At 30.7% G+C, this 24,791-nt stretch carries 24 protein-coding genes and 1 pseudogene; 23 read left to right on the top strand and 2 right to left on the bottom strand.

The window, feature by feature from the left end; translation table 11 throughout:
- Positions 1-167 precede the first annotated feature (167 nt).
- Positions 168-1,286: a transposase gene (locus tag NNC19_RS12460; protein ID WP_310938989.1), complete on the bottom strand. Its 1,119-nt coding sequence runs from the start codon at positions 1,284-1,286 to the stop codon at positions 168-170.
- Positions 1,287-1,303: 17 nt separating this feature from the next.
- Positions 1,304-1,534, bottom strand: a pseudogene (locus NNC19_RS12465) (MerR family DNA-binding transcriptional regulator); the annotation flags it as partial.
- A gap of 554 nt (positions 1,535-2,088) precedes the next feature.
- Between NNC19_RS12465 and NNC19_RS12470 the strand changes: the two are divergent.
- The 23 genes from NNC19_RS12470 to NNC19_RS12580 all read left to right on the top strand — a co-directional run bounded on the left by NNC19_RS12470 (position 2,089) and on the right by NNC19_RS12580 (position 24,787).
- The gene (locus tag NNC19_RS12470) at positions 2,089-3,270 is read left to right on the top strand and encodes a malic enzyme-like NAD(P)-binding protein (protein WP_310938990.1); all 1,182 of its coding nucleotides are present in this window, start codon (positions 2,089-2,091) and stop codon (positions 3,268-3,270) included.
- A gap of 47 nt (positions 3,271-3,317) precedes the next feature.
- The gene (gene citC, locus NNC19_RS12475) at positions 3,318-4,343 is read left to right on the top strand and encodes a [citrate (pro-3S)-lyase] ligase (protein ID WP_310938991.1); all 1,026 of its coding nucleotides are present in this window, start codon (positions 3,318-3,320) and stop codon (positions 4,341-4,343) included.
- 38 nt (positions 4,344-4,381) lie between these two features.
- A complete protein-coding gene (gene citD, locus NNC19_RS12480) occupies positions 4,382-4,678 on the top strand; it encodes a citrate lyase acyl carrier protein (RefSeq protein WP_310938992.1) in 297 nt (98 codons plus the stop codon).
- A complete protein-coding gene (gene citE / locus NNC19_RS12485; RefSeq protein ID WP_310938993.1) occupies positions 4,678-5,580 on the top strand; it encodes a citrate (pro-3S)-lyase subunit beta in 903 nt (300 codons plus the stop codon). Before citD ends, citE begins: the two co-directional genes overlap by 1 nt.
- On the top strand, positions 5,573-7,114 hold the full coding sequence (citF, locus tag NNC19_RS12490; RefSeq protein WP_310938994.1) for a citrate lyase subunit alpha: 1,542 nt from the start codon (positions 5,573-5,575) through the stop codon (positions 7,112-7,114). The genes citE and citF overlap by 8 nt, the downstream gene beginning before the upstream one ends.
- Before the next feature lie 14 nt (positions 7,115-7,128).
- Positions 7,129-7,644 carry a citrate lyase holo-[acyl-carrier protein] synthase gene (gene citX / locus NNC19_RS12495; RefSeq protein WP_310938995.1) on the top strand — a complete coding sequence of 172 codons (516 nt, stop codon included), beginning with the start codon at positions 7,129-7,131 and terminating at the stop codon, positions 7,642-7,644.
- 261 nt (positions 7,645-7,905) lie between these two features.
- Positions 7,906-8,130, top strand: coding sequence for a hypothetical protein (locus tag NNC19_RS12500; RefSeq protein ID WP_396136422.1), 225 nt, complete (start codon positions 7,906-7,908; stop codon positions 8,128-8,130).
- 192 nt (positions 8,131-8,322) lie between these two features.
- Entirely contained in the window at positions 8,323-9,093 is a 771-nt protein-coding gene (locus NNC19_RS12505) for a sugar phosphate isomerase/epimerase family protein (RefSeq protein ID WP_310938996.1), read from the top strand.
- A gap of 29 nt (positions 9,094-9,122) precedes the next feature.
- A complete protein-coding gene (locus tag NNC19_RS12510; protein ID WP_310938997.1) occupies positions 9,123-9,860 on the top strand; it encodes an SDR family oxidoreductase in 738 nt (245 codons plus the stop codon).
- Positions 9,861-10,098: 238 nt separating this feature from the next.
- Positions 10,099-11,097: a Fic family protein gene (locus tag NNC19_RS12515; RefSeq protein WP_310938998.1), complete on the top strand. Its 999-nt coding sequence runs from the start codon at positions 10,099-10,101 to the stop codon at positions 11,095-11,097.
- Between the two features lie 129 nt (positions 11,098-11,226).
- Positions 11,227-12,336 carry a C45 family peptidase gene (locus NNC19_RS12520; protein WP_310938999.1) on the top strand — a complete coding sequence of 370 codons (1,110 nt, stop codon included), beginning with the start codon at positions 11,227-11,229 and terminating at the stop codon, positions 12,334-12,336.
- 16 nt (positions 12,337-12,352) lie between these two features.
- Positions 12,353-13,225, top strand: a complete 873-nt coding sequence (locus NNC19_RS12525; protein ID WP_310939000.1) for an AraC family transcriptional regulator — start codon at positions 12,353-12,355, stop codon at positions 13,223-13,225.
- Between the two features lie 178 nt (positions 13,226-13,403).
- Complete coding sequence (locus tag NNC19_RS12530; RefSeq protein ID WP_310939001.1) at positions 13,404-13,973, top strand: DJ-1/PfpI family protein; 570 nt, start codon at positions 13,404-13,406, stop codon at positions 13,971-13,973.
- A gap of 126 nt (positions 13,974-14,099) precedes the next feature.
- Positions 14,100-14,552 carry an Rrf2 family transcriptional regulator gene (locus NNC19_RS12535; protein ID WP_310939002.1) on the top strand — a complete coding sequence of 151 codons (453 nt, stop codon included), beginning with the start codon at positions 14,100-14,102 and terminating at the stop codon, positions 14,550-14,552.
- 2 nt (positions 14,553-14,554) lie between these two features.
- Positions 14,555-15,736: a cysteine desulfurase NifS gene (gene nifS, locus NNC19_RS12540; RefSeq protein WP_310939003.1), complete on the top strand. Its 1,182-nt coding sequence runs from the start codon at positions 14,555-14,557 to the stop codon at positions 15,734-15,736.
- 1 nt (position 15,737) lies between these two features.
- Complete coding sequence (gene nifU, locus NNC19_RS12545; protein WP_310939004.1) at positions 15,738-16,172, top strand: Fe-S cluster assembly scaffold protein NifU; 435 nt, start codon at positions 15,738-15,740, stop codon at positions 16,170-16,172.
- Between the two features lie 8 nt (positions 16,173-16,180).
- On the top strand, positions 16,181-17,257 hold the full coding sequence (gene mnmA, locus NNC19_RS12550; RefSeq protein WP_310939005.1) for a tRNA 2-thiouridine(34) synthase MnmA: 1,077 nt from the start codon (positions 16,181-16,183) through the stop codon (positions 17,255-17,257).
- A gap of 23 nt (positions 17,258-17,280) precedes the next feature.
- Positions 17,281-17,919, top strand: coding sequence for a pentapeptide repeat-containing protein (locus tag NNC19_RS12555; protein WP_310939006.1), 639 nt, complete (start codon positions 17,281-17,283; stop codon positions 17,917-17,919).
- A gap of 220 nt (positions 17,920-18,139) precedes the next feature.
- Positions 18,140-18,754: an IS607 family transposase gene (locus NNC19_RS12560; protein ID WP_310939007.1), complete on the top strand. Its 615-nt coding sequence runs from the start codon at positions 18,140-18,142 to the stop codon at positions 18,752-18,754.
- On the top strand, positions 18,738-19,856 hold the full coding sequence (locus NNC19_RS12565; RefSeq protein WP_310939008.1) for a transposase: 1,119 nt from the start codon (positions 18,738-18,740) through the stop codon (positions 19,854-19,856). The genes NNC19_RS12560 and NNC19_RS12565 overlap by 17 nt, the downstream gene beginning before the upstream one ends.
- Before the next feature lie 162 nt (positions 19,857-20,018).
- Positions 20,019-20,876 carry a YitT family protein gene (locus NNC19_RS12570; RefSeq protein ID WP_310939009.1) on the top strand — a complete coding sequence of 286 codons (858 nt, stop codon included), beginning with the start codon at positions 20,019-20,021 and terminating at the stop codon, positions 20,874-20,876.
- Between the two features lie 232 nt (positions 20,877-21,108).
- The gene (locus tag NNC19_RS12575; protein WP_310939010.1) at positions 21,109-23,277 is read left to right on the top strand and encodes a SpaA isopeptide-forming pilin-related protein; all 2,169 of its coding nucleotides are present in this window, start codon (positions 21,109-21,111) and stop codon (positions 23,275-23,277) included.
- Between the two features lie 43 nt (positions 23,278-23,320).
- Positions 23,321-24,787, top strand: a complete 1,467-nt coding sequence (locus tag NNC19_RS12580) for a SpaH/EbpB family LPXTG-anchored major pilin (RefSeq protein ID WP_310939011.1) — start codon at positions 23,321-23,323, stop codon at positions 24,785-24,787.
- Positions 24,788-24,791: the final 4 nt, after the last annotated feature.

Genomic DNA, 24,791 nt, shown 5'->3' on the forward strand with positions numbered 1-24,791 from the left:
CCTTATTCAACGTGTCCGATTTTGCTATAAAGCTACTTTCGTTTGATATAACACTAGGTAAACCACAAAGTGATTCACTTAAAAGCAGAGCTTTTAGTTCTCTACTTTTCCAAAGGCGTAAATTCCCATACAACGCATGGTACATATTAGCTGCATCTTTTAAGTGATTACATTGCTAATTTATATCGTGAAAGATTCAAGCTTGCTTGGAAATCTCTATCTATAATATTTCCACATTCACATTTATAAACTCTATCTGAAAGTTTTAAATCTTTCTTTATAGCTCCACAACATGAACATAATTTAGACGATGGATACCATTTATCAGCTTCTACAAACTCAATATTATTAAACTCACATTTGTATTGCATTTGTCTTTTGAACTCGTATAACCCTTGCTTTGCAATAGCTTTTGACAAATGTTTGTTCTTCATCATTCCTTTAATATTAAGTGTTTCCATAACAACTCTTGACGGCTTGGATTTCACTATCTTATTCGTTGCTTGGTGACTATGATTACTTCTTATATTTGATAATCTTCTATGAAGTAATTTAATTTGCTCTTCGATCTTTATAATATTACTTGTTTTGACAAACTTACTCCCTTCTTTATTTTTTAGGTATTTGCGAGATACCCTACGTTGTAATCTACGTAGCCTTTTTTCAAGTTGTTTTACAACTCTTGCTTTATTAATATTTTTAAAGGTCATTCCATTGGAGCATATAGCTAAATCTTTGATTCCTACATCAATTCCTATGCTCTCATTTGTTAATTCTACTATTGGGTGTTCTTTTTCAATTCCAACTGATATAAACCAATACTTTCCATCAAAACTTACTCTTGGATTAGTATACTTACAATTCATAGGTATTGAATTTTTCTTTATATTTATCCAACCAACTTTTTCTACTAATACTGTATTTTCTTTAACTTTTAGCTTAATATTATCATTATAAAATGATGGTTTTGACTTTCTTCTGCTCTTAAATCTTGGCTTATCAGCTATTCCTTTAAAAAAGGTTTTATAAGCATTGCAAGCGTCTTTGACAGCCTGTTTTGCCACATTGTTAGATACTTCATTAAGCCATTTAAGTTCTGTTTGCTTTAATATAGTTAATTCTTTTCTTAAATCATTATCGGAAATAAACTTACCACCAGTTTTATAATTTTCTTCTTGCTTTGCAAGTGTCCAGTTATAAATAAATCTCGCTGTGCCAACTGATTGCCATAGTTTTTGTTCCTGTTCTTTAGTTGGATATAATCTAACTTTATTCCCTAGTATCATTCTCTAACAACTCCTTAATCATCTTTTTGTTTATGAGAACTAACTCTACAATATCCAATTACTTTTTTGGTCTTAGTTTCAATACCTTTAATTCCTAAAAAATGATTAAGTTGCCCTTGAGAGTAATATCTTGTACCACCATCAGTTATGTGTTGTGGTATGAAAGAACCTTTCTTATGCCAATCTCTCAAGGTTTGAGGAGTCTTGCCTATTAATTCGGCAAATTCTCCTATTGAATAATATTTCATTAATTATCACCTCAATATAGGTATAAGAAATTATATGATGTTATTATTCAAAAATAAAAAACAACGTTAATTATAATGTAAGTTTTTTGTTTTTTCAAGTTATATTTGAAAAGCTTGGCGATTGGTTATGTTTGAAAATATTGGTGATTGGAAGCGAGAAAAAATCTTTTTTTAAATTGCTTTTGAATTGTGACAATCTTGATTAGCTGTAAAATTACAAAAAGAGTTTTTGTTCAAAAATACATATATGTATATATCTGATTAAGAAAGTATAAATGAATAGCCAATGGGTTTGTGTATAATGTTGGAACAATAATGAGATTTATAAAAGGGTTGGAAAATATGCCACAAATGTTAAAGTGACAAACAAAAGTTAAAAGATATAAAAAATAAAAGTGTAAAAGAGAAAAGTTAAAGTATAATAGTGTGGTTTTGTTGATGAAATGTTATTTGTTGTTTTAACATTTGTTAAAAATATAAACAAATGTTTTGACACAGAACCAAAAAACTGGTAGTATATAAATATAAAGGAAGTAAAGTGGAGGCGAAAAGTTGTGAATGTAAGGGAAGAGTCTTTAAAATTACATAGAGAAAAAAGAGGAAAATTAGAAGTTGTTGGTACCATGCCTGTTACAAATGGCACAGACTTAGCATTAGCTTATACTCCAGGGGTGGCTGAACCTTGTTTGGAAATAGCTAAAAATAAAAATAATGCATATCAGTATACAATTAAAGGAAAAACTGTTGCTGTAATAACAAATGGAACTGCAGTTCTTGGTTTGGGAAACATCGGCCCAGAAGCAGGATTGCCTGTGGTAGAAGGTAAAGCATTATTATTGAAGAAATTTGGGGAGGTTGATGCAATTCCAATTAGTTTGGATTCTGTGGATCCTGATGACATAGTGAATACTATAAAAAATATTTCGCCCGGCTTTGGGGGAATACATTTAGAAGATATAAAAGCACCAGAGTGTTTTTATATTGAAGAAAAATTAAAAGAGTTGTTAGATATACCAGTGTATCATGATGATCAACATGGTACTGCAATTGCAGTATTAGCAGGTTTATATAATTCTTTAAAATTAGTTAAAAAAAATATGCAAGAAATAAAGGTTGTTATAAATGGTGCAGGAGCAGCTGGTATTGCTGTAGCTAAGCTTTTAATGTCAGCAGGAGTTAAACATATAGTTCTATGTGATATAAATGGAGCTCTTATTGAAGGAGATAAAACTTTAAATAAAGCACAAATGAAAATGGCACAAATAACTAACAGAGAATTTGAAAAAGGTTCTTTAGAAGATGTAATTAAAAATAAGGATGTGTTCATAGGAGTTTCAGATGGAAGTGTATTAACAAGCAATATGGTTTCATCTATGAATAAAGATAGTATTATTTTTGCATTAGCCAATCCTGTGCCAGAAATAATGCCAGATGAGGCAAAGGCTGGTGGAGCGAAGATAGTTGCTACAGGAAGATCAGACTTTCCAAATCAGATTAATAATGTGCTAGTCTTTCCAGGCATATTCAATGGAGCTTTAAAGGTTAGGGTAAAAGATATATGTGATGAAATGAAAGTTGCAGCTGCAAAGGGAATTGCAGATTTAATTTCAGATGATGAGTTAACAAAAGATTACATAGTACCTAGTGTTTTTGATAACGGCGTATGTGAAGCTGTTTCAAAAGCAGTAATAGATATAGCTGAAAAACGAGGTTTGTCTAGAGAATATTTAATATGAAGTGAAGCAAAGAAGATTATTATGTATTAAACAAGGAAGTGATATTTATGGAATATCTTAACTTGAATGAAATGATCATTGAAGATATAAATTCAAAGGAGTTAGATAAGGTTAGGGATTTCCTTAAGCATCAGGATTTAAGATTTGATGAAAATGTAGAGTATACAGTTGCTATATATAATGAAGAAAAAATTGTTGGGACAGGTTCTTTTGATGGAAAAATACTAAAATGTATAGCAGTAGATGACAACTATAAAGGAATGGGAATTTCTAATAAGATAGTATCAGATTTAATAAGTGAACAATATAGAAGAGGAAGTACACAATTATTTGTTTATACTAAACCTAAAAATCAGTTGATTTTTAAAGAGTTGAGTTTTTATAAAATTGCAGAAGTACCTGATAAAGTTATCTTGCTTGAAAATAATTCCTTTGGAATAAGCGAGTTTGTAGAAGAAATAAGAAAGAAGAAAGTTAATGGTAATATAATTTCTAGTGTGGTTGTAAATTGCAATCCATTTACTTTAGGACATAAATATTTAATAGATAAAGCTTCAAAAGAAAGTGATGTAGTTCATGTTTTTGTAGTTTCAGAGGATAGATCCATTTTTCCAGCAGAAGTAAGATATAAGATGGTCAAGGAAGGAATTAGCCATTTAAATAATATTGTACTACATAAAGGTGGAGATTATATTATATCAAATGCCACTTTTCCATCATATTTTATAAAAAAAGCAGATGATGCTGTAAAAAGTCATACATTATTAGATATTGAAATTTTTAAAAAATATGTAGTACCTGCTTTAGGTATAAATAGAAGATATATAGGAGAGGAACCAATGTGTCAGGTAACCAAAACTTATAATGATACCATGAAAGAAATGTTACCTTGCTGTGGTGTAGATGTTATTGAAGTGCCAAGAGTTGTTTTAGGTGGAGATGTAACAAGTGCATCAAGGGTTAGAGAATTAATTAAAGAAGAAAAGTTTGCAGGAGTTAAAAAGTTGGTTCCAGAGATAATATATAAATTTTTAATATCTACTGAAGCTAAAGAGATAATTAATAAAATCTAAAATTAATATATAGAAATAAAAATAGTAGGAGGCCAATTATGGAAATTAAGAAAACAGTTATGGCTGGAACATTAGAATCTAGTGATGTTACTGTGGTAATAGAGCCAAACAAAGAAAAAGAAGTGGCTATAAAATTAAAAAGTTCTGTAGAAAAGCAATTTGGTGATCAAATAAGAAAAGTTATTTTAGAGACCTTAAAAGAGCTGAATGTTGAAAGTGCAATTGTTCGTGTTGAGGATAAAGGAGCATTAGATTGTGTTATAAAGGCAAGAGTACAGACAGCAGTTTTAAGAGCAGCAGAAGAAACTCGCTTTAATTGGGGAGGTAAAAAATAATGTACAAGTTAAGAAGAACAATGATGTATATACCAGGAAATAACCCAGGAATGATTAAAGATGGGCATATATATGGAGCAGACTCAATAATGTTTGACTTAGAAGATTCTGTATCACTAAATGAAAAAGATGCTGCTAGGTTTTTAGTATATAATGCATTAAAAACTATAGACTATGAAGGTGTGGAAACAGTAGTAAGAATAAATGGTTTAGATACACCTTTTGGAATGGAAGATTTAGAAGCTATAGTAAGAGCACAGCCAAATGTTATTAGACTTCCAAAGACAGAATGTGCCCAAGATGTTATAGATGTAGAAAATGAAATAGCAAGAATAGAAAAAGAAGCTGGAATACCAGTAGGAAAGACAAAAATGATGGCAGCTGTTGAAGGAGCATTGGGAGTATTAAATGCATATGAAATAGCAAAATCTAGTACAAGACTTATGGGTATTGCAATTGGTGCAGAGGATTATGTAACTGATCTTAAAACTACTCGTTCACCAGAAGGAATAGAACTTTTAGCAGGAAGAAGTCAAATAATACTTGCAGCAAGAGCAGCAGGAATATATGCTTTTGATACAGTGTATTCAGATGTAAATAATGAAGAAGGCTTTGAAAATGAAGTGAAATTAATTAAGCAATTAGGATTTGACGGAAAATCAGTAATTAATCCAAGACAAATAGGACCAGTACATGAAATTTATACTCCATCGGAAAAAGAAATAAATAAGTCAATAAGAGTAATTAGAGCAGCAGAAGAAGCTAAAAAGAGAGGCTCAGGAGTAGTATCTCTAGATGGGAAAATGGTAGACAAGCCAATAATAGAAAGAGCTCAAAGGGCACTTATGCTAGCTGAAGCAGCAGGAGTATATTCAAATGAAGGAGGGGACGAAATTGCTTAAAAACAAAATTGGAAGAGAAGTACCAGAATATATAGAAGGAATTGGAGAATTAAGACCTTATAATGGGCCATTTGGTTATCAATCTGAAGAACATAAATTTGGAAGACAGATATCTCAAGTAAAGCCAGAAGATACTAAACTATTAGAGAGTATAGAAAAAGCTATTATTGCAACTGGGCTTGAAGATGGGATGACAATATCATTTCATCATCACTTAAGAGAAGGAGATCATATTTTAAATATGGTATTAGATGTTATAGCTAATCTTGGGATTAAGAATTTAACTTTAGCTCCAAGTTCTCTTAGTGGTGTGCATGCCCCAGTAGTAGAACATATAAAAAATGGAGTAATTACTAAGATTACAACTAGTGGAGTTAGAGGACCTTTAGCTGAAGCTATATCAAATGGAATATTAGATAAGCCAATTATAATTCGTTCTCATGGAGGTAGAGCAAGAGCTATAGAATCAGGAGAATTAAAAATAGATGTAGCATTTTTAGGAGCTCCTAGTTGTGATGAATATGGAAATGCAAGTGGATTTAGTGGAAAATCTTTTTGTGGTCCTTTAGGTTATGCTAAAATAGATGCAGAATATGCGGAGAAGGTTGTACTTATAACAGATTATTTAGTGCCATATCCAAATGTACCAGCAAGTATAGAACAAACTAATGTAGATTATGTAGTAACAGTAGATGAAATTGGAGATCCAAAAGGAATAGTATCAGGAGCAACAAGATATACAAAAAATCCAAGGGAACTTTTGATTGCTAAATATGCAGCAGCGGCAATTGAAGCTTCAGGATATTTTGTACCAGGTTTTTCTATTCAAAGTGGTACTGGTGGAGCATCACTTGCAGTTGCTAGATTTTTAAAGAATAAAATGATTGAAAAGGATATTAAAGCTAGTTTTGCATTAGGTGGAATTACAGGTCAGTTTGTAGAAATGCAAAAGGAAGGTTTAATCTCTAAAATTTGTGATGTTCAAAGTTTTGACCTAACAGCAGCAAAATCAGTGGGAGAAAATCAAAATCATTATGAAATTAGTTCATCTTTATATGCTAACCCACATAATAAAGGATGTTTAGTTAATAAATTAGATATAGTTATATTAAGCGCATTAGAGGTAGATACAGATTTCAATGTTAATGTTATAACTGGTTCTGATGGAGTAATAAGAGGTGCTTCAGGTGGACATTGTGATACTGCAGCAGGAGCAAAGCTTGCAATGATAGTTTGTCCTTTAATCAGGGGAAGAATACCAACTATTGTTGAAAAAGTAAATACTGTAATAACTCCAGGAGAAACTATAGATGTAGTAGTTACTGATAGAGGAATAGCGGTAAATCCTTTAAGACAAGACTTAATTGAAAAATTCACAAAGGTCAAATTACCTGTATGTACTATAGAAGAATTAAAGGAAAAGGCTGAAAGTGTTACAGGAAAGCCTAAGGCTGTTGAATATGGTGAAAAAATAGTTGGCTTAGTAGAATATAGAGATGGATCAATTATTGATGTTATTAGAGAAGTGAAATAGAGAGGTACTAGTTTATGAGCATGGAAGATAATATGCTTAAAGAAATACTTGATGGAAGAGAGAAACGAGCAGAAATTCAAAGAAAGTTGATTAATACTTTTAAAACTACCTTAGTCTCTTTTACATTAAATATACCAGGAAAAGAAAAAAATAATGCTATTTTTTCAAAAGCACATGAAAAAGGAATATGCTTATTAGAAGAAGAATTTCGTAAAGAAAATATAAGTGTAATTTATAAAGAGGTTAATAAAACTTCAGCTGGTTTAGAAGCATTCTTTAATATAGATGGTGATTCTATGTTCGTAAAAAAAATTACTGTATCTATTGAGGAAGAAAGTCATATTGGTAGATTATTTGATTTAGATGTATTTACATCTGAAGGAAAACAAGTTAGCAGAACTGAGCTTGGTCTTCCGCAAAGGAAATGTTTATTATGTGATGATAATGCAAAGGTATGTGGAAGAATGAGGAAACATTCAACAGAGGAGCTAATATGTAAAATTAATCAATTAATTAATAATTTTATTTGATTAATTGGAGAATTTACAAATTCATATAAAATTTGTTTAGAAGAAGGTGTATAAAATGCATCTTCTTTTATGTTTAGGAAAAAAATTTTATTATACATTTATAAAAATTAACTTATTTATATAAAAATCACAAAAATGTAAATTAAGATGTTAAAATATTAAAGTAATAGATACAAAAAATTATTTAGATATTTAGAGTAGTTAATAATAGAAATAAAGATATTATATGATAGAGAATTTTCAGAAAGTTCCAGAATACTCATGCTAAAAGGTGCTGAAATTATTTTAGTACCAAATGCTTGTCCTATGGAGATAAACCGCATTTCACAGTTGAGGGCAAGAGCGTATGAAAATATGGTTGGTATTGCAACTGTAAATTATCCAAAAGGCAAGCCTGATTGCAATGGTCATTCTTCAGCATTTGATGGGAAAGTATTGAAGAGCCATTTATCAGAAATGATTACAGAAAATAGTAAGAGGAGATAAGAAAGATGAATAGATTATTATTGTTGGACATTGATGGTCATGTCAGATGACAGCAGTAGCATGGCCTGGAATATTTAATGGTCCCAAAGTAATGAAAGTATGGAACAATATGAGTTATAGAGAATAAGAAAATTAACAAGTTTTAATAAGAATTAGTAATATAAATAGTAATTTGTGGGAGAGGATTTTACAATGATAGGAATATATGATTGTTTTGGTTATGAGTTATCTTATAGAGAAAGATATAAATTAATAAAAAATACTGGCTTTGATAGCGTGATGTTATGGTGGAGTGATAAGTTTGGCAGAGGAGAAGGGTATCAGGAAGATGTTCAATATGCACGAGATGAAGGTCTCTTTATAGAAAACATACATACACCAGTGCATGAACAGAATTGCATTTCATTGGATAATCAAGATGGAAAGAGTGTATTCGCGAACTATTTGCAATGTGTAAAAGATTGCGATAAATATGCTATTTCCACAATGGTAATACATCTACCAAATGACCAGTATCCTATAAATGAGTTAGGAATGAAACGCTTAAAAAGCATAGTTGCTCAAGCAGAGGAATATAATGTTAATGTCGCTTTTGAAAATTTAAGTAATATTCAAAATCTTGAATTAGTAATGAAAACAATTCAAACAAACAATGCAGGGTTTTGCTATGATAGTTGCCATCACATAAATTATGCTCCTGATTTTGATTTGCTTGAAAAATATGGACAAAGATTAATGGCATTACATTTGCAGGATAATGGTGGAAAGAAAAATCAGCATCAATTACCATTTGACGGAAGTATTGATTGGAAAAAAGTTATGAAAAAAATTTCACATACTGGATATAAGGGGGTTACGGCATTAGAACCTATGAATTGGGATTATGAAGATATATCAATTCAAGAGTTTCTAAGTCACGCATATCAAAAGGCCAAAAAATTAGATACTATGAGAAGTGTATAAATTAAATTCCAATTTGTGGGGGTGAAATTTTGGAAAGGTTAAACGGAAAAGTTGCTTTAATAACTGGAGCTGGAAAAGGAATTGGAAAAGCTATAGCTATTGCTTATGCAAAGCAAGGAATTAAGGTTTACTGTATAGCAAGAACATTAACTGACATAGATTTAACTGTAAATGAAATCAAAAATTTAGGCGGTGATGCCACAGCTATTTTATGTGATGTGACCAATTACAAAAATTTAGAAATAACTATACAGAAGGCCTTTAATCAGTTCGGACATATAGATATTCTAGTTATTAATGCAGGAACTGATTGTGAAAAATTGCCAGTTGATAAACTTGACATTGAAGAATGGAAAAGAGTCATTGATGTTAATCTTAATGGAGCTTTTTATACAGCTAAGGCAGCAATACCATATATTAAAAGAAGTGGTGCTGGAAAGATAATAACGATAGGATCTGGAATGGGACACAAGGGGCGATTTGACAGTGCACCATATAGTTGTTCAAAAGCAGGTTTATGGATGCTTACAAGAATTTTAGCACAAGAATTATTAAAATATAACATTAGTGTAAATGAATTGATTCCAGGACCAGTGAATACAGATATGGGAAATGATAGTAAGAAAGATAATCATTCAGTTTTTTCAATAAGCGAAGAATGGATTAAGGAGCCCAATGATGTTGTAGATTTGGCTATTTTTCTTGCAAGACAACCTGATATAGGACCTACAGCACAAAGCTTTAGTTTAATGAGAAGAGATATCTAAATCCCCTGTAGATTATAGGTATAATGGAAGGTTAATTTTTAGTGGATATATCAGTGAAAAAGTTGTAATCAAAGTAAGAAAATTATAGCAATATAATTCAAAGTATGAAAAGCTTAAAATAATTATACATTAAAAATAAACCTTATCATTTAGTGGTTAATGATAAGGTTTATTTAAATTTTAATATATTATATTTATGATAAAATGATAAATATAATATGAATAAGGGTGATATAAAATGATTTCTTTTGAAAATAATAAATTGAATAACATAGCATTACCTATGAGCATAGTAAGAATGTTAACTACTATAAATGAATATAAGGGAAAACAAGCTTTGTATAAAAAGCAATCACCTCAAATATTAAATACACTTAAAAATGTAGCTGTTATACAAAGTGCAGAATCATCTAATAGAATAGAAGGAATTTATACTTCAAATAAAAGATTGCATGAAATAATGAATAATAAAATAGAGCCAAGAGATAGAAGTGAAAGTGAGATAGCTGGATATAGAGATGTACTAAATACTATCCATAGTGCTTTTGATGCTATTCCTATAAAATCATCTGTATTATTACAATTACATAGAGATTTATATAAGTTTTTCTCAACTAAGGGTGGAAACTATAAAAATACTGATAATGTGATTGAAGAATTGTTACCTGATGGAACTAAATATATAAGATTTAAACCTATAGATGCATTTAGCACTCCAAGATATATGCAGGTGCTTTGTGAAGAATATAGGAAGGAGATTGCAAAAGAAGAGGTTGAGCCATTAGTTTTAATAGATGCATTTATATTAGATTTTCTTTGTATTCATCCTTTTAATAAAGGAAATGGAAGAATGTCTAGATTATTAACTAGTTTAGAAAAAATTATTGAAGATAGCAAAGAAACTTACTATGAAGCGCTAAATAAATCATCCATGTTATGGCATGATGGGAAAAATAATTTGTTTATATGGCTTGAATATTTTCTTGGAATTATTATAAAAGCATATAAGGAATTGGAGTATAGAGTAGGTTATATTGAAAATACTAAGGGAAGTAAGAGTGAAAGAATAGAAATGGATATAGAAGGAAAATTAGGGTATTTTACTAAGAATGAAATAAGAACTATATGTCCTGATGTGGGAGAAGCCACTATAAATAGAGTGTTTGAAAAGTTGAGAGTTGAAGAAAAAATAGAAGTTGTAGGTAAAGGAAGAAATTCTAAGTGGAGAAAACTATAGAGATAAAGACATATATAATTAAATTGAAAAAACAATTTTATTAAGGATTATTTATAAACTTCGCAGAAAATATCAAGTATTCAGTTTTACTTTTCTTTATAATTCATTATGAAAGGTAAGGTGAATGCTATGAAACAAGTAAAAACAAGTTTGAAAAATTTTCAAGGAAGTAATTATGAAGTTGGGGCACAGATTGGAAGATGGATCTTATCAAAACCTGATTTATTACAAAAGGTATTGATTCCACCAAAAACCTATCCACAGAATAAATTAGATGAGATTATGAGTCTGTTAGACCAGTATTGCAATGGAATCAATGAGGAAATTAAAGGCTTTTCAGATATTTTAGGAGTAGAATATGGTCAAGTTGTTTTTTATGCAATGACATATTTGGAGCGTGGATGTAGTTTAATGGCAGCATTACCTTCTAAAACAGAAAATGGACATACGATTATGGCTCGTAACTATGATTTTAATGATGAAATGGAGGAAATGTGTTTTGCTTATACTGCAATAGAAGGTAAGTATAAATACATTGGTTCTACACTGAACTTGTTTGGCCGATGTGATGGAATGAACGAGTATGGATTAGCTGCTTGCAAAGCAAGTAATGGGTTACCTGTTGGCAACTTTGAGGGTGGACAGAAAGCAGGAGTTGCAGGATTTCAATTTTGGATTGTTATTCGAAGTATTTTAGAAAACTGCAAAAATGTTGATGAAGCTATAGCTTGGACAATGAATGCTCCTATTGGATATAATATCAATTTGATGCTTGCAGATAATAGTAATAAGATTGCCATGTTACAGTGTATAGATGGACATAAAGCATATCGTATTTTAGACAAAAATAGTAAAAATATGTCTCTTAGTATAACAAATCATATCGTTCTTCCTGAATTAAAATTATATGAAAAAATGTTGATTGAAAACTCAGTAATTCGTAATGAAGTAATTAAAAAAGCATTGGCATTTAAGAAAAAACTATCAGTGGATGATTTTAAATGTTTACTTTCAACTCAATATCCAATAGGTTTATGTTGTCATTATTATCAGGAGTTTTTTGGAACTTTGCGTTCGATGTTATTTGATTTGACTGATAAAAAGATAGAAATGACATTTGGTTCACCACGTGCAAATGACTGGTGTATATTTGAAATAAAAGAATTGGAGGAGAAAGAGATCACTGTAAATTTACCTTATGAGAAAGCTGAAAAAGATTTTTATAACATAACTCATTAGAAAGGAGATATTCACATTGGATAGATTATATACTATTGGAAAAGCTATTGTTTTTATTGAAAATAATCTATATAATTCCATTGTTGTAAGTGATGTATCCAATGCAGTTTCCTATTCCTATTATCATTTTCATCGTTATTTTCAAGCTGTTATGGGTGAAACTGTGGGTAGTTATATTCGTTCCAGAAGATTAACACAAGCAGCATTAGAACTCATTACAACAGATAAGAACATTATGGAGATTGGAATTTCACTTCGTTTTGAGTCACATGAAGCTTTTACAAGAGCATTTAAGACAAGATATAAGATGACACCAAAACAGTATAGGGCAAATGGGGTAAATGTGCTGATTGGTAAAAAACAGGCATATATAGAAGAGAACTTGAGATACTTGGATAATATTACACTTGTTCCAGAGATTGTATCAATATCACAGAAATGTATTATTGGTATGCGTTTTGAAACAACAGTTATGGACAACAAAAGTGTTGTAACATGGGAGCAATTTAACAAAAAACTTGCTAACTTAGATGCTGTTTATTCGAGTTTTTGTAGATATGAAATTTTTGAAGTGGGAGACAGTTGTTCAACCAATACTTTTAATGATGAAAGCTATTGTAGTGTATTTATTGGAATTGAAATTCAAGATGGTTTTGAAATTCCTTCTGGAATGCAGATGAAAATACTTTGTAGTGGCAAATATGCGAGGTTTACACATACAGGGGCAGTGACTACCTTACCGCAGACTTATCAATATATTTGGGGGACGTGGTTTCCAAAATCAGATTTTGAAATTTCTGGATATGATGATTTTGAATGTTATACAGAACGTTTTTTAGGATCAGATAATGAAAATTCTCAGATAGATATTTATTTCCCTATTATATAAGGATAATAGAGAAATATTAGTGTGTTAAATTAATACAAGATTATGAGAAGTGCAGAATATGAAATAATAGAAATTTCACCTACAAAATATGTAGAGGAATTTGAGAAATTTATAAAATGGTTATAAAAATGGACATGTTATAAGGAGTGAAATCACACAAATAAAAGGGGGATTATCATTGAAAAAAATTTTATGTTTCATTTATGAAGGTATGGTAGATTTTGAAATGACACTAGCTTGCCATTTATTAGATAAAGAAATAGTTTCAATTGCCTATGAAATTGAAGTTATAAAAAGCAAATCAGGTATGTGTTATTATCCTATGGCAACAGTTAAAGAAGCATTGAAATATACAGATATTGATGGGCTAATTATACCAGGAGGATATAATGATGAACAAAGAGATGAGTTAACTGAACTCATAAATAAATTAAATAACCAAGGTAAACTACTATCTGCAATATGTGCAGGACCACAATATTTAGCTAGAGCAGGAATATTAAAAGGCAAAAAATATACAACTACCTTAACAGAAGATAACCTTAAAAAATACTTTCCAATGGTATCAGAAGATCCATTTCCAAGGGATACATATGTAAATGAAAATGTTGTAAGAGATAGTAACATAATTACAGCAGTAGGAAATGCCTTTGTAGATTTTTCTATAGAAATACTTGATTACTTTGGCAGATTTAATGATGAAGAAGAAAAGAAAAAATGTACAAACCATTATAAAGGTTTAAAATGACTTACTTCTAAACTAATAAGTTACCAAAAGAAAAGTTTGGAATAGTGTGTTGACAATTCCCGAGTGTTTTGCTATGATATAAAACATAAAGCATAGTAATTTACTCAACATTAAGGAGTGAAGAAAATGAAACTATCAACTAAAGGGCGTTATGGTGTTAAAGCAATGGTAGAACTTGCAATTAACTATGGTGGAGCGCCTGTTTCGATAAAAACTATTTCTACTAGGCAAAATATTTCTGAATATTATTTAGAACAATTATTTTCACCTCTTAGAAAAGCAAACCTAATCACTAGTATTAGAGGTGCTCAAGGAGGATATGTACTTAGTAGAGAGCCAAAAGATATAACAGTAGCAGATATAATGAATGAAGTTGAAGGACCAATTGAAATTTCAGAATGTATTGATAATATCTGTTGTGACAATGTTGATTGTTGTGCAACTAGGCTACTTTGGAGCAAGATAAAAAATAGCATTGACGAGGTTATGGATTCTATAACTCTTCAAGATATCGTTGATGACTATAATAATATTAAACATAAAAATGAAGAGTTAAAATTAGATAAAAAGGGAGAATAGTTATGAAAAATGTATATATGGATTATGCAGCAACTACATTTGTTAAACCAGAAGTTCTAGAAGAAATGATGCCATATTTTACAGAGAAATTTGGAAATCCATCATCATTCTATGAAATATCAAGAATAACAAAGAGAGCAATAGATGAATCAAGAGAAAAGATTGCAAAAGCTTTAAACTGTGAAAGTGCTGAGGTTTATTTTACAGGGGGAGGTTCAGAAGCTGATAACTGGGCACTTAAAGGGATTGCTTCTGCTCATAAAAATAAAGGGAATCATATTATAACTACTAAAATAGAACATCACGCAATACTACATACTGCTGAATATTTAGAAAAGCAAGGTTATAAGGTAACTTATTTAGATGTAGATAGTGAAGGATTTATAAATTTAGATGATTTAAGAAATGCTATAACTGATGAAACTATTTTAGTTTCAATAATGTTTGCCAATAATGAAATAGGAACTATTCAACCAATAAAAGAAATAGGTGCTATCTGCAAGGAAAGAGGAGTTTTATTCCACACAGATGCAGTTCAAGCAGTTGGAAATGTACCAGTAGATGTTAAAGATATGAACATTGATTTATTATCACTTGCTGGACACAAGATATATGGACCAAAAGGTATAGGAGTTCTTTATATAAGAAAAGGTATTAGAATACATAATCTTATACATGGTGGTGGTCAAGAAAGAGCAAGAAGAGCTGGTACTGAAAATATTGCAGGAATAGTTGGTCTTGGAAAGGCTATTGAACTAGCTACAGAAAATCTTGAAGAACATATGAATAAAATGTCTAAGCTTAGAGATAAACTAATAGATGGATTATTAAAAATTCCACATACAGATTTAAATGGACCAAGAGGTGATAAGAGACTTCCTGGTAATGTTAATGTTCGTTTTAGATTTATAGAAGGTGAATCAATACTTCTTTCATTAGATTTTGAAGGGATTTCAGCATCAAGTGGTAGTGCTTGTACATCAGGATCATTAGATCCATCACATGTACTTTTAGCAATAGGACTTCCACATGAAAGAGCACATGGTTCATTAAGACTTACACTAGGAGATAGATCAACTGAAGAAGATGTTGATTATGTTTTAGATGTAACTCCACCAATTATAGAAAGATTAAGAAATATGTCTCCATTATGGGAAGACTACATTAAGAAGGGAGAAAATTAATATGATATATTCAGATAAGGTAATGGATCACTTTAGAAATCCAAGAAATGTAGGAGAAATAGAAAACGCTAATGGTGTTGGAGAAGTTGGAAACGCAAAATGTGGAGATATCATGAAGATTTATCTTCAAATTGAAGATAATGTAATAAAAGATGCAAAATTTAAAACATTTGGTTGTGGATCAGCAATAGCATCATCATCAATGGCAACTGAACTTATTATAGGAAAAGATATAGATGAAGCATGGGAACTTACAAATAAAGCTGTTGCAGAAGCATTAGATGGACTTCCACCAGTAAAGATGCACTGTTCAGTTTTAGCAGAAGAAGCTATTCATAAAGCTATAAACGATTATAGAGCAAAAGCAGGTCTTGAAGTTAAGGAATTTGAAGAACATGGAGATGACTTACACGATCACGTTCATGGTGATGAATAGGAGATAGAATGAAGAAAAAAGTGGTTGTTGGTATGAGTGGCGGAGTTGATAGCTCCGTTGCCGCTTACCTTTTAAAAGAACAAGGTTATGATGTTATTGGTATTACAATGCGTATGTCACCAGATGATCCAAACTTTGCTGAAAATGAAGGTGGATGCTGTTCCCTTTCAGCAGTAGAAGATGCGAGAAGAGTATGTGATAGGCTTGAAATACCTTTTTATGTTTTAAATTTTAAAGAGATGTTTAAAGAAAAAGTAATAAACTACTTTGTAGATGAATATATGGCAGGAAAGACACCAAACCCTTGTATTGCTTGTAATAAGCATTTAAAATTTGATGCACTACTACAAAAAGCAAGAGGAATTGGTGCAGAATATGTTGCAACAGGTCATTATGCTAAGATTGAAGAAAAAGATGGAAGAAAGCTCTTAATCAGATCTGATGATGATAAAAAAGACCAAACATATGCATTATATAATTTCACTCAAGATCAATTAGCCCATACTCTTATGCCTTGTGGAGAATACACAAAGGATAAAATAAGAGAAATAGCTAAAGAGATAGGTCTTGCTGTACATAATAAAAAGGATAGTGAAGAGATATGTTTCATTCCTGATAATAATCATGGTAGATTTATTACAGAAGAAGTACCTGGAAAGGTTAAACCAGGTAATTTTGTAGATAGAGAAGGAAATATATTAGGAAAGCATAAGGGAATAGTTTACTATACTATAGGACAAAGAAAAGGCTTAGGTTTAGCACTTGGAAGACCTGTATTTGTAACTGGTATTAATGCAAAGAAAAATCAAGTAGTTATAGGTTCAGAGGATGAAATATTCAAAACAGGGCTTATAGCAAAGGATGTTAATTTTATTCCTTTTGATGAGATTAAGGAAGAATTGAATGTAACTGCAAAGGTTCGTTATGCAGCAAAACCTTCAGAAGCTATATTATATCCAGAACCTCATGGAAAAGTAAAAGTAATATTTAAGGATAAGCAAAGAGCTATTACTAAAGGGCAGTCAGTAGTATTCTATGATGGAAATGTAGTTGTTGGTGGTGGAATAATAGAAAAAATATTATAATACCTAACATTAAGGAGATAATAATGGGTAGAAATCAAAGTACTGGTACATTTAATTATAATAATGTACAAAAAAAAGAAAAAAACTTTATGTATGATAATCTAAAGAGAAGTAATTGTTACAATTGTGATTTTGACACATGTAATTTTGACTTTGTAAGCTTTAGAGGAGCACATTTTAAAAAGTGTAGTTTTTATAGCAGTTCATTTAAAGGTGCAGAATTTGTTGGAGCAAATTTAAAGGGAAGTAAGTTTAAAAAATCTGTTTTTGAAAATACTATATTTGATTCTGTTAATTTAGATGGAGTTGATTTTAGAGATGCTGAGTTTAAGAATGTTATATTTTTAGAATCAGATTTAAGCAAAGCCATAAATATAGATATTGAAAATCCAGAAATAAGAGTATTTAATGAAGTGCCTGAAGTAGAAATAAGCGAAGCTTTAAAAAATGCTGTAGATGAATTAAATGAAAATGAGTATATCAAGAATGCAAGAATTTTTGATACAAAGGATGGAAGTATCAATTTACTTACCATGATGATCTTATTAGAAAATTTTGAAGAAGATAGACTTATTAAAGGATTAAATACTATTAAAGTAGAAATTAAAAGAGATTTTCATACTTTAAGTTATATTATTAGATTAATTGAAAAGGTAAACTAAAATTGAGAAGACTGCAATAACTTAGTGAATTGCAGCCTTTTTTCCATGGTAAGAAAATTATGAGCATTACATAGAAAAGTTGTAATGTAGAAAATAATAAATAAATAAAATAATAAGGTAGGGGGTATGACAACAGTTAGTGAAACGTTATAGAAGTTTATATAGGTTTCTTGGTTTTGATTAATGTTTATGTTATGATAAATTCAAGAGGTGATTATATATGAAATATTATTCTATTGGAGAGTTTTCAAAACTAATAGGTAAAAATCCACAAACATTAAGAGAATGGGATAAAAAAGAAATATTAAAACCCCATCATATAGCTCCAACAGGGTATAGATATTACTCTCAAGAGCAACTTAATCATTTTTTAGGGATTAAAGGAATTGAAACTAAAAAAATAATTGGATATTGTAGAGTTAGTTCACATAAACAAAAAGATGACCTTGAAAGACAAATTGAAAATGTTAAAACATATATGTATGCCAAAGGTTATCAATTTGAAGTCATTACTGATATAGGAAGTGGGATTAACTACAATAAAGAAGGATTAAATAAATTAATAGATATGATAACTAATTCAGAAGTTGAAAAGATAGTAATTTTATATAAAGATAGATTATTAAGATTTGGATGTGAAATTATAGAAAATCTATGCAATAAATATGGAACTACTATTGAAATTATAGACAATACTGAAAAGACAGAAGAGCAGGAATTAGTTGAGGATTTAATTCAAATTGTTACAGTTTTTAGTTGTAGGTTGCAAGGTAAGAGAGCCAATAAAGCAAGGAAGATGATTAAGGAGTTGTTAGAGAATGATACTGGGGACTAAAGTTAGATTATATCCAACTAAAGAACAGGAACAAAAACTATGGCAATCAGTTGGAACATCAAGATTTATTTATAACTGGATACTTGCAAGACAAGAAGAAAATTATAAAAATGGTGGTAAATTTATTTCAGATAATGATTTAAGAAAAGAATTAACTATATTAAAGCAAACAGAACTTAAATGGCTTAATGAAGTATCTAACAATGTAACAAAACAGGCTGTAAAAGACGCTTGCAATGCTTATAAAACCTTTTTTAAAGGAATAGCTGATAAACCAAGATTTAAGAGCAGAAGAAAGTCAAAACCATCATTTTATAATGATACTTCAAAGCTTAAAGTTAAAGAAAGTACAGTGTTAGTAGAAAAAGTAGGTTGGATAAATATAAAGAAAAATTCAATACCTATGAATTGTAAATATACCAATCCAAGAGTAAGCTTTGATGGTAAGTATTGGTTTATATCAGTTGGGATTGAAAAAGAACAACCATTAATAGAATTAACAGATGAGAGCATAGGGATTGATGTTGGAATAAAAGATTTAGCTATATGCTCAAATGGAATGAACTTTAAAAATATTAACAAAACAAGAGTTGTAAAACAACTTGAAAAAAGGCTATGTAGATTACAACATAGGGTATCTCGCAAATACTTAAAAAATAAAGAAGGGAGTAAGTTTGTTAAAACAAGTAATATTATAAAAATCGAAAAGCAGATTAAATTACTTCATAGAAGATTATCAAATATAAGAAGTAATCATAGTCACCAAGCAACGAATAAGATAGTGAAAGCCAAACCATCAAGAGTTGTTATGGAAACACTTAATATTAGAGGAATGATGAAGAATAAACATTTATCAAAAGCTATTGCAAAGCAAGGATTATATGAGTTCAAAAGACAAATGCAATACAAATGTGAGTTTAATGGTATTGAGTTTGTAGAAGCGGATAGATTTTATCCATCATCTAAATTATGTTCATGTTGTGGAGCTATCAAGAAAGATTTAAAACTTTCTGATAGAGTTTATAAATGTGAATGTGGAAATATTATGGATAGGGATTTCCAAGCAAGTTTGAATCTTTCACGATATAAATTAGCAATGTAATCACTTAAAAGATATTGCTAATATGTACCATGCGTTGTATGGGAATTTAAGCTCCTGGATTATTATATCAAACCAAAGTAGCTTTTAGCAAAATGGGATAGGATGAATGGGGAATTAAACAAGCTTTATAGAGTTTTATAAGGTTTTGGCAACGGCGTGTAGATGAAGAAAAAACATAATAAAGTTTTAAATATTATAAGTCGAGTCTTTTTTATAATTTTAGGATCAATTTTAGCATCAGTAGGACTAGAAATATTCTTAATTCCAAATAACGTAATAGATGGTGGAGTAACTGGAATATCAATAATTACAACCCAGTTTGTAAATTTACCCTTAGGAGTATTTGTACTTGTATTAAATTTACCATTTTTAATTATTGGTTATAAGCAAATAGGAAAGACATTTGCTCTTTCAACATTATTTGGAGTTATATGTTTTTCCATTGGGGTATCTATCTTACATCCAGTTCCAGGAATAACACAGGATACACTTTTAGCAACAATATTTGGAGGAATAATACTTGGAGCTGGTATAGGGATTATTATAAGAAATGGTGGTTCTTTAGATGGAACAGAAATTGTGGCAATTATATTAGATAGAAAAACAAGTTTTTCTGTTGGAGAGATTGTAATGTTCTTTAACTTATTTATATTAGGTGGTTCAGGTTTAGTATTTGGATGGGATAGAGCAATGTATTCACTAATAGCCTATTTTATCGCATTTAAAACAATAGATATAACAGTTGAAGGATTAAATGAATCAAAGGCAGTGGTTATTGTATCTGAAAAAAACTTAGAAATTTCAGAAGCTCTAATGGATAGACTTGGAAGAGGCATTACATTATTACATGGGCAAGGAGCTTATAAAGGAGATTCAACAAATGTAATATATGTAGTTGTATCAAGATTAGAAATTGCTAAATTAAAAGGTATTGTACATGGATTTGATGAAAATGCTTTAATTAGTGTTTCAAGTGTTGAGGCTACAGGAAAGAGACATGGGAAGAAGGCAATTCATTAATAATTAAAAATGAAAAAAATTTAAGAGAAAAGAGTTATTTGATTAAATTATAAATTTATTTCAAATAACTCTTTTTTATTTTAAATGAGAAAAATTTTATATTAAAAAAACAAATTTATAATGAGAATTAGTATTAATGAGTATACAGCATCATATTAATTTATTAAATGGAAACCTATGGCCATATAAAAATTTAAGTTACTATAATTTGAGTACTGGAAGTGAGGAATAGATGAAAAACCTTAAGAAAAACCTGGTTTGCCTTTTGGTAGCTGTGTTTTTTATAAGTTCATTTTGTATAAATTCATTTAATAATACTACCTTAGCTGATGATTCTGAAAAAAATCCGTGGATTACTAGTGATTTACTTGATTATGCTCCAGGAGCTTTAGTAAATCTTAATGGTGGTAATTGGAATGGTGATGAAGAAGTTAAAATTTCTATTAAAGATAATTCTAGCAGTGAGCAAAAATGGTCATTAGAGAAAGTTGTAAAAGTAACTGATGAAGGAACTATTGAATTTCAATTTAACTTGCCTAAAGAATATATCAAAAATTATAAGGTTACAGCTACAGGATTGACAACAGGGCATGTTGCTACAACTACATTTTTAGATTCTGCTGGTTCCTATTCCTTAGATTTTTCAGCTTATGACCCGAACTATTATAATTTCAAATTGCCAAGAGATTATCCTATACCACCATCAGGAAGAGCAGCAGATCCAATGCCGGGGGCTAATGGGACATATACACCTCTTAATTCTCTAGAACCAAGGAATCTTGCTCTTGGACAAATAATACCTTTTGAAGTTGAAATCACTGTAAAGGGAAGTACTTCTCCTGAAAATGGTGTAATCAATTTTTCTTGTTTATGGAGTACAACTACAACTAGTGGAAGTAATTTTGGATTTGATCAAAATTATATGGTATTTGCAGCATTTGTAGATTATTCAGATCCTCGTAGTGTAGATTATGGAGTACCTGCATCTGCAAGCATAGTTTCATCAACAATGTCAGGCTCTAATATTAAGGGAAACTTTAGAGTTACTGGATTAGAAAATAACGATAAAATAATTGTAGAGATGTGGGTTGTGTTAAAGACTCAATTACCAAGCAATGTATCTGGAAATGTTCAAACAACATTAGATAGTGCTCAAACTGCTAGTGGAGAAAAGATTAATACTGGAGCTCAAACAGTACCACTTAATCAAACTTCAAAATTTACAACAGAGATAGCTGATGTTGATGTGGTTAAGACAGATAATCCTGATCCATTATACACAGGGGATACACTCACCTATTCAATCAAGGTAACTAATAATTCATCAACAGTTGTTGCAAATGGAATAGTTGTTACAGACACTTTAGATCCAAAAGTTACTTTTGTTTCTGCAACTGATGGAGGAACTTTAAGTGGAGGGATAATTACATGGCCAGCATTTGCTTTAGAAACATCAACGCAAAAGACATTTACAGTGACGGTTAAAGTTAATTCAGATGCTCCCACGGGGAATTTTCCAGGCACTTTTCCAGCTACTGGCTCAGCAACAGCAACCAGACTTCCAAATGTTGATATATCAAATATAGTTAAATTTACAATGATTACACAAGATTCAAATTATAATAACAATGTTTGGCAAGAACCTACAAATGTTTTACCTAGAATTAGTGTTACTGCTTATAAAGTATGGGTAGGAGGACCTATTATAAATCATCAACCTGTAAATTTAACATTATATAGGCAGGTTGGGTCTAATGTACCAGAAGAGGTAACAGGAGTAACACCAATAATATCTCCAGCAGTAGGACCAAATGATAGATTTACTTATATTTGGACTGGTTTGCCCATGTATAATAGTAGCTTTCAGCCATATATATATACAGTAAATGAGGTAGTTGTTTCAACTAACTATAGCAAAACTATTACAGCTAACAATACAATAACAAATACTTACAAGCCATCACTTGCCATTACAAAGGTTTATGGTACAACACCTTTGCAAGGTGCAGTATTTCAGCTGTATATGGGAAATTCAAGTGGTCCAACTGGGGCTGCATTAGCGTCAATCACTACAGGGGGAGATGGTAAAGGCAATTTTGGCAATTTATTAGATGGAACTTATTGGCTTGTAGAAACAAAACCACCAACAGGATATAAATGGAGTGAGAATATTGGACCTTTTATAGTTGCTAATGGAACTATAGTAGGACCAACAGGATATACATTAGTGCAAAATGAAGAAGTTGGTAAGTATAATTTGTTTGTACAAAATGAACCTATAAGAGAACTACCAGCCACAGGAGGAATTGGAAGAATACCATTCACCATAGGAGGAATTGGACTAGTTATGGTAGCTATATACCTAAGAAAAGTAAATAAATATAATTCAAAGGATATATAATTTATGCCATTTTGTATAAGAAGGGTGAAGGGGGAAAATAAAAGTGAAAAAATTTAAAAAAATATTTAGTTTTATAATCGTATTTGTTATGATGTTTGCTATGAAAAGCCTATCAGTATATGCAGCACCACCAATACCAGCAAGTACATCAGTTACTATTCATAAGGTTGTAGGCATAGGTGGATTTTCATTGCATACTCATGATGGTAGACTACTTACACCAGCAGAAATAGCTGCTTTAGGAACAAATGCAGTAGAGAATAATAATGGAGTAAAGTTTACAGTATGGCCTGTACCTGCAGGAACTCAAGTAAGTGATTTTAATGGAATGTCAAATACTCAAGTAACAGATAGTACTCTTACAGGAGACCCAGTTGTAGTAGATGCTGGAGTACCAGTTTCCTTTGCAACTGGTAATTATTATGTAAGGGAAACTGTGTTTCCAAGCACAATTGAGTATCAAATTGGGGTGCCATTTATAATGGAACTTCCAGCTTTAAATGTAAGTGGGGATGCATATCTAGGAGCAGTACATCTCTATCCCAAAAATATAATTAGTAATGATGCACCAGAGATAGATAAAGATATTGAATTAAAGAATCAAGATCGTGCTAGCTATGATGTTGGGCATGTCTTTAATTACTTGATTTATCCTAAAGTGCCAAAAGGAATTGGCAGTTATACAACATTTAAAATTTCTGATGTTCTACCAAATACACTAAATTATGTTGGAAATCCAACAATAACATATAATGGTGTTACTTTTGTAAATGGAACAGATTATAATGTTACTCAAGATAATTCAGGAACTGCTGCTGGTAGTATTAATATAACTTTTACCACTGCAGGATTACAAAAATTAGAATCAAATAGACCTAATCCTCAAACACTTAAAGATCTTGAGATTAAGTTTCAGGCGAGTATAAATACTACTGCCACAATGGGTGCAGCTATTTACAATAATGCTTCATTAACATATAACAATGGCTATATGTCAGCAGATGTTACAGTTAATGTTCCAAGTGGAAATCAACCAGAAGTTCATACTGGAGGACGTCATTTTGTAAAGGTGGATAATGTGCAAAATATATATCTACCAGAATTAGCTGCTGCAACTTTTGCTGTAAAGAATGGAAGTAATCAGTATATGGCTGTGGATGCAGATGGAAAAATAAGTTGGGTAGCAGATTTGGCCAGTGCATATAAAATTTCTATAAATGGTTCAAATGGATATTTTGAAGTTAAGGGACTTGCTTATGGAAATACTGGAGATCCATATACCTATATGCTAGAAGAGGTTAATGTACCAAATGGATATGTAAAGATGGATGATTTAACATTTACAATTGATGCAAATTCATATGGTGCTAGAGTGCCAGTTACAAATGTTAAGCGACCAGTTATCCCTCCAACAGGTGGAATTGGAACAGTAATTTTCTTAGGAGCAGGGCTTATAATTATGATTTCAGCAATAGTTGTATTTAAGAAAAAGGAAGAGTCTGAAAAGTAAGGAA

This window comes from Clostridium sp. SHJSY1 (assembly GCF_031626875.1).
Taxonomy (GTDB): domain Bacteria; phylum Bacillota; class Clostridia; order Clostridiales; family Clostridiaceae; genus Clostridium.

Bases quoted from the DNA above. Each gene is read 5' to 3' on its own strand.
- NNC19_RS12505 (WP_310938996.1), top strand. From the start codon at position 8,323: ATGATAGGAATATATGATTGTTTTGGTTATGAGTTATCTTATAGAGAA.
- NNC19_RS12520 (WP_310938999.1), top strand. From the start codon at position 11,227: ATGAAACAAGTAAAAACAAGTTTGAAAAATTTTCAAGGAAGTAATTAT.
- NNC19_RS12515 (WP_310938998.1), top strand. From the start codon at position 10,099: ATGATTTCTTTTGAAAATAATAAATTGAATAACATAGCATTACCTATG.
- mnmA (WP_310939005.1), top strand. From the start codon at position 16,181: ATGAAGAAAAAAGTGGTTGTTGGTATGAGTGGCGGAGTTGATAGCTCC.
- citC (WP_310938991.1), top strand. From the start codon at position 3,318: ATGGAATATCTTAACTTGAATGAAATGATCATTGAAGATATAAATTCA.
- citD (WP_310938992.1), top strand. From the start codon at position 4,382: ATGGAAATTAAGAAAACAGTTATGGCTGGAACATTAGAATCTAGTGAT.
- NNC19_RS12560 (WP_310939007.1), top strand. From the start codon at position 18,140: ATGAAATATTATTCTATTGGAGAGTTTTCAAAACTAATAGGTAAAAAT.
- nifS (WP_310939003.1), top strand. From the start codon at position 14,555: ATGAAAAATGTATATATGGATTATGCAGCAACTACATTTGTTAAACCA.
- citE (WP_310938993.1), top strand. From the start codon at position 4,678: ATGTACAAGTTAAGAAGAACAATGATGTATATACCAGGAAATAACCCA.
- NNC19_RS12570 (WP_310939009.1), top strand. From the start codon at position 20,019: ATGAAGAAAAAACATAATAAAGTTTTAAATATTATAAGTCGAGTCTTT.
- NNC19_RS12460 (WP_310938989.1), bottom strand. From the start codon at position 1,286: ATGATACTAGGGAATAAAGTTAGATTATATCCAACTAAAGAACAGGAA.
- NNC19_RS12555 (WP_310939006.1), top strand. From the start codon at position 17,281: ATGGGTAGAAATCAAAGTACTGGTACATTTAATTATAATAATGTACAA.
- NNC19_RS12535 (WP_310939002.1), top strand. From the start codon at position 14,100: ATGAAACTATCAACTAAAGGGCGTTATGGTGTTAAAGCAATGGTAGAA.
- NNC19_RS12575 (WP_310939010.1), top strand. From the start codon at position 21,109: ATGAAAAACCTTAAGAAAAACCTGGTTTGCCTTTTGGTAGCTGTGTTT.
- NNC19_RS12565 (WP_310939008.1), top strand. From the start codon at position 18,738: ATGATACTGGGGACTAAAGTTAGATTATATCCAACTAAAGAACAGGAA.
- citX (WP_310938995.1), top strand. From the start codon at position 7,129: ATGAGCATGGAAGATAATATGCTTAAAGAAATACTTGATGGAAGAGAG.
- nifU (WP_310939004.1), top strand. From the start codon at position 15,738: ATGATATATTCAGATAAGGTAATGGATCACTTTAGAAATCCAAGAAAT.
- NNC19_RS12500 (WP_396136422.1), top strand. From the start codon at position 7,906: ATGCTAAAAGGTGCTGAAATTATTTTAGTACCAAATGCTTGTCCTATG.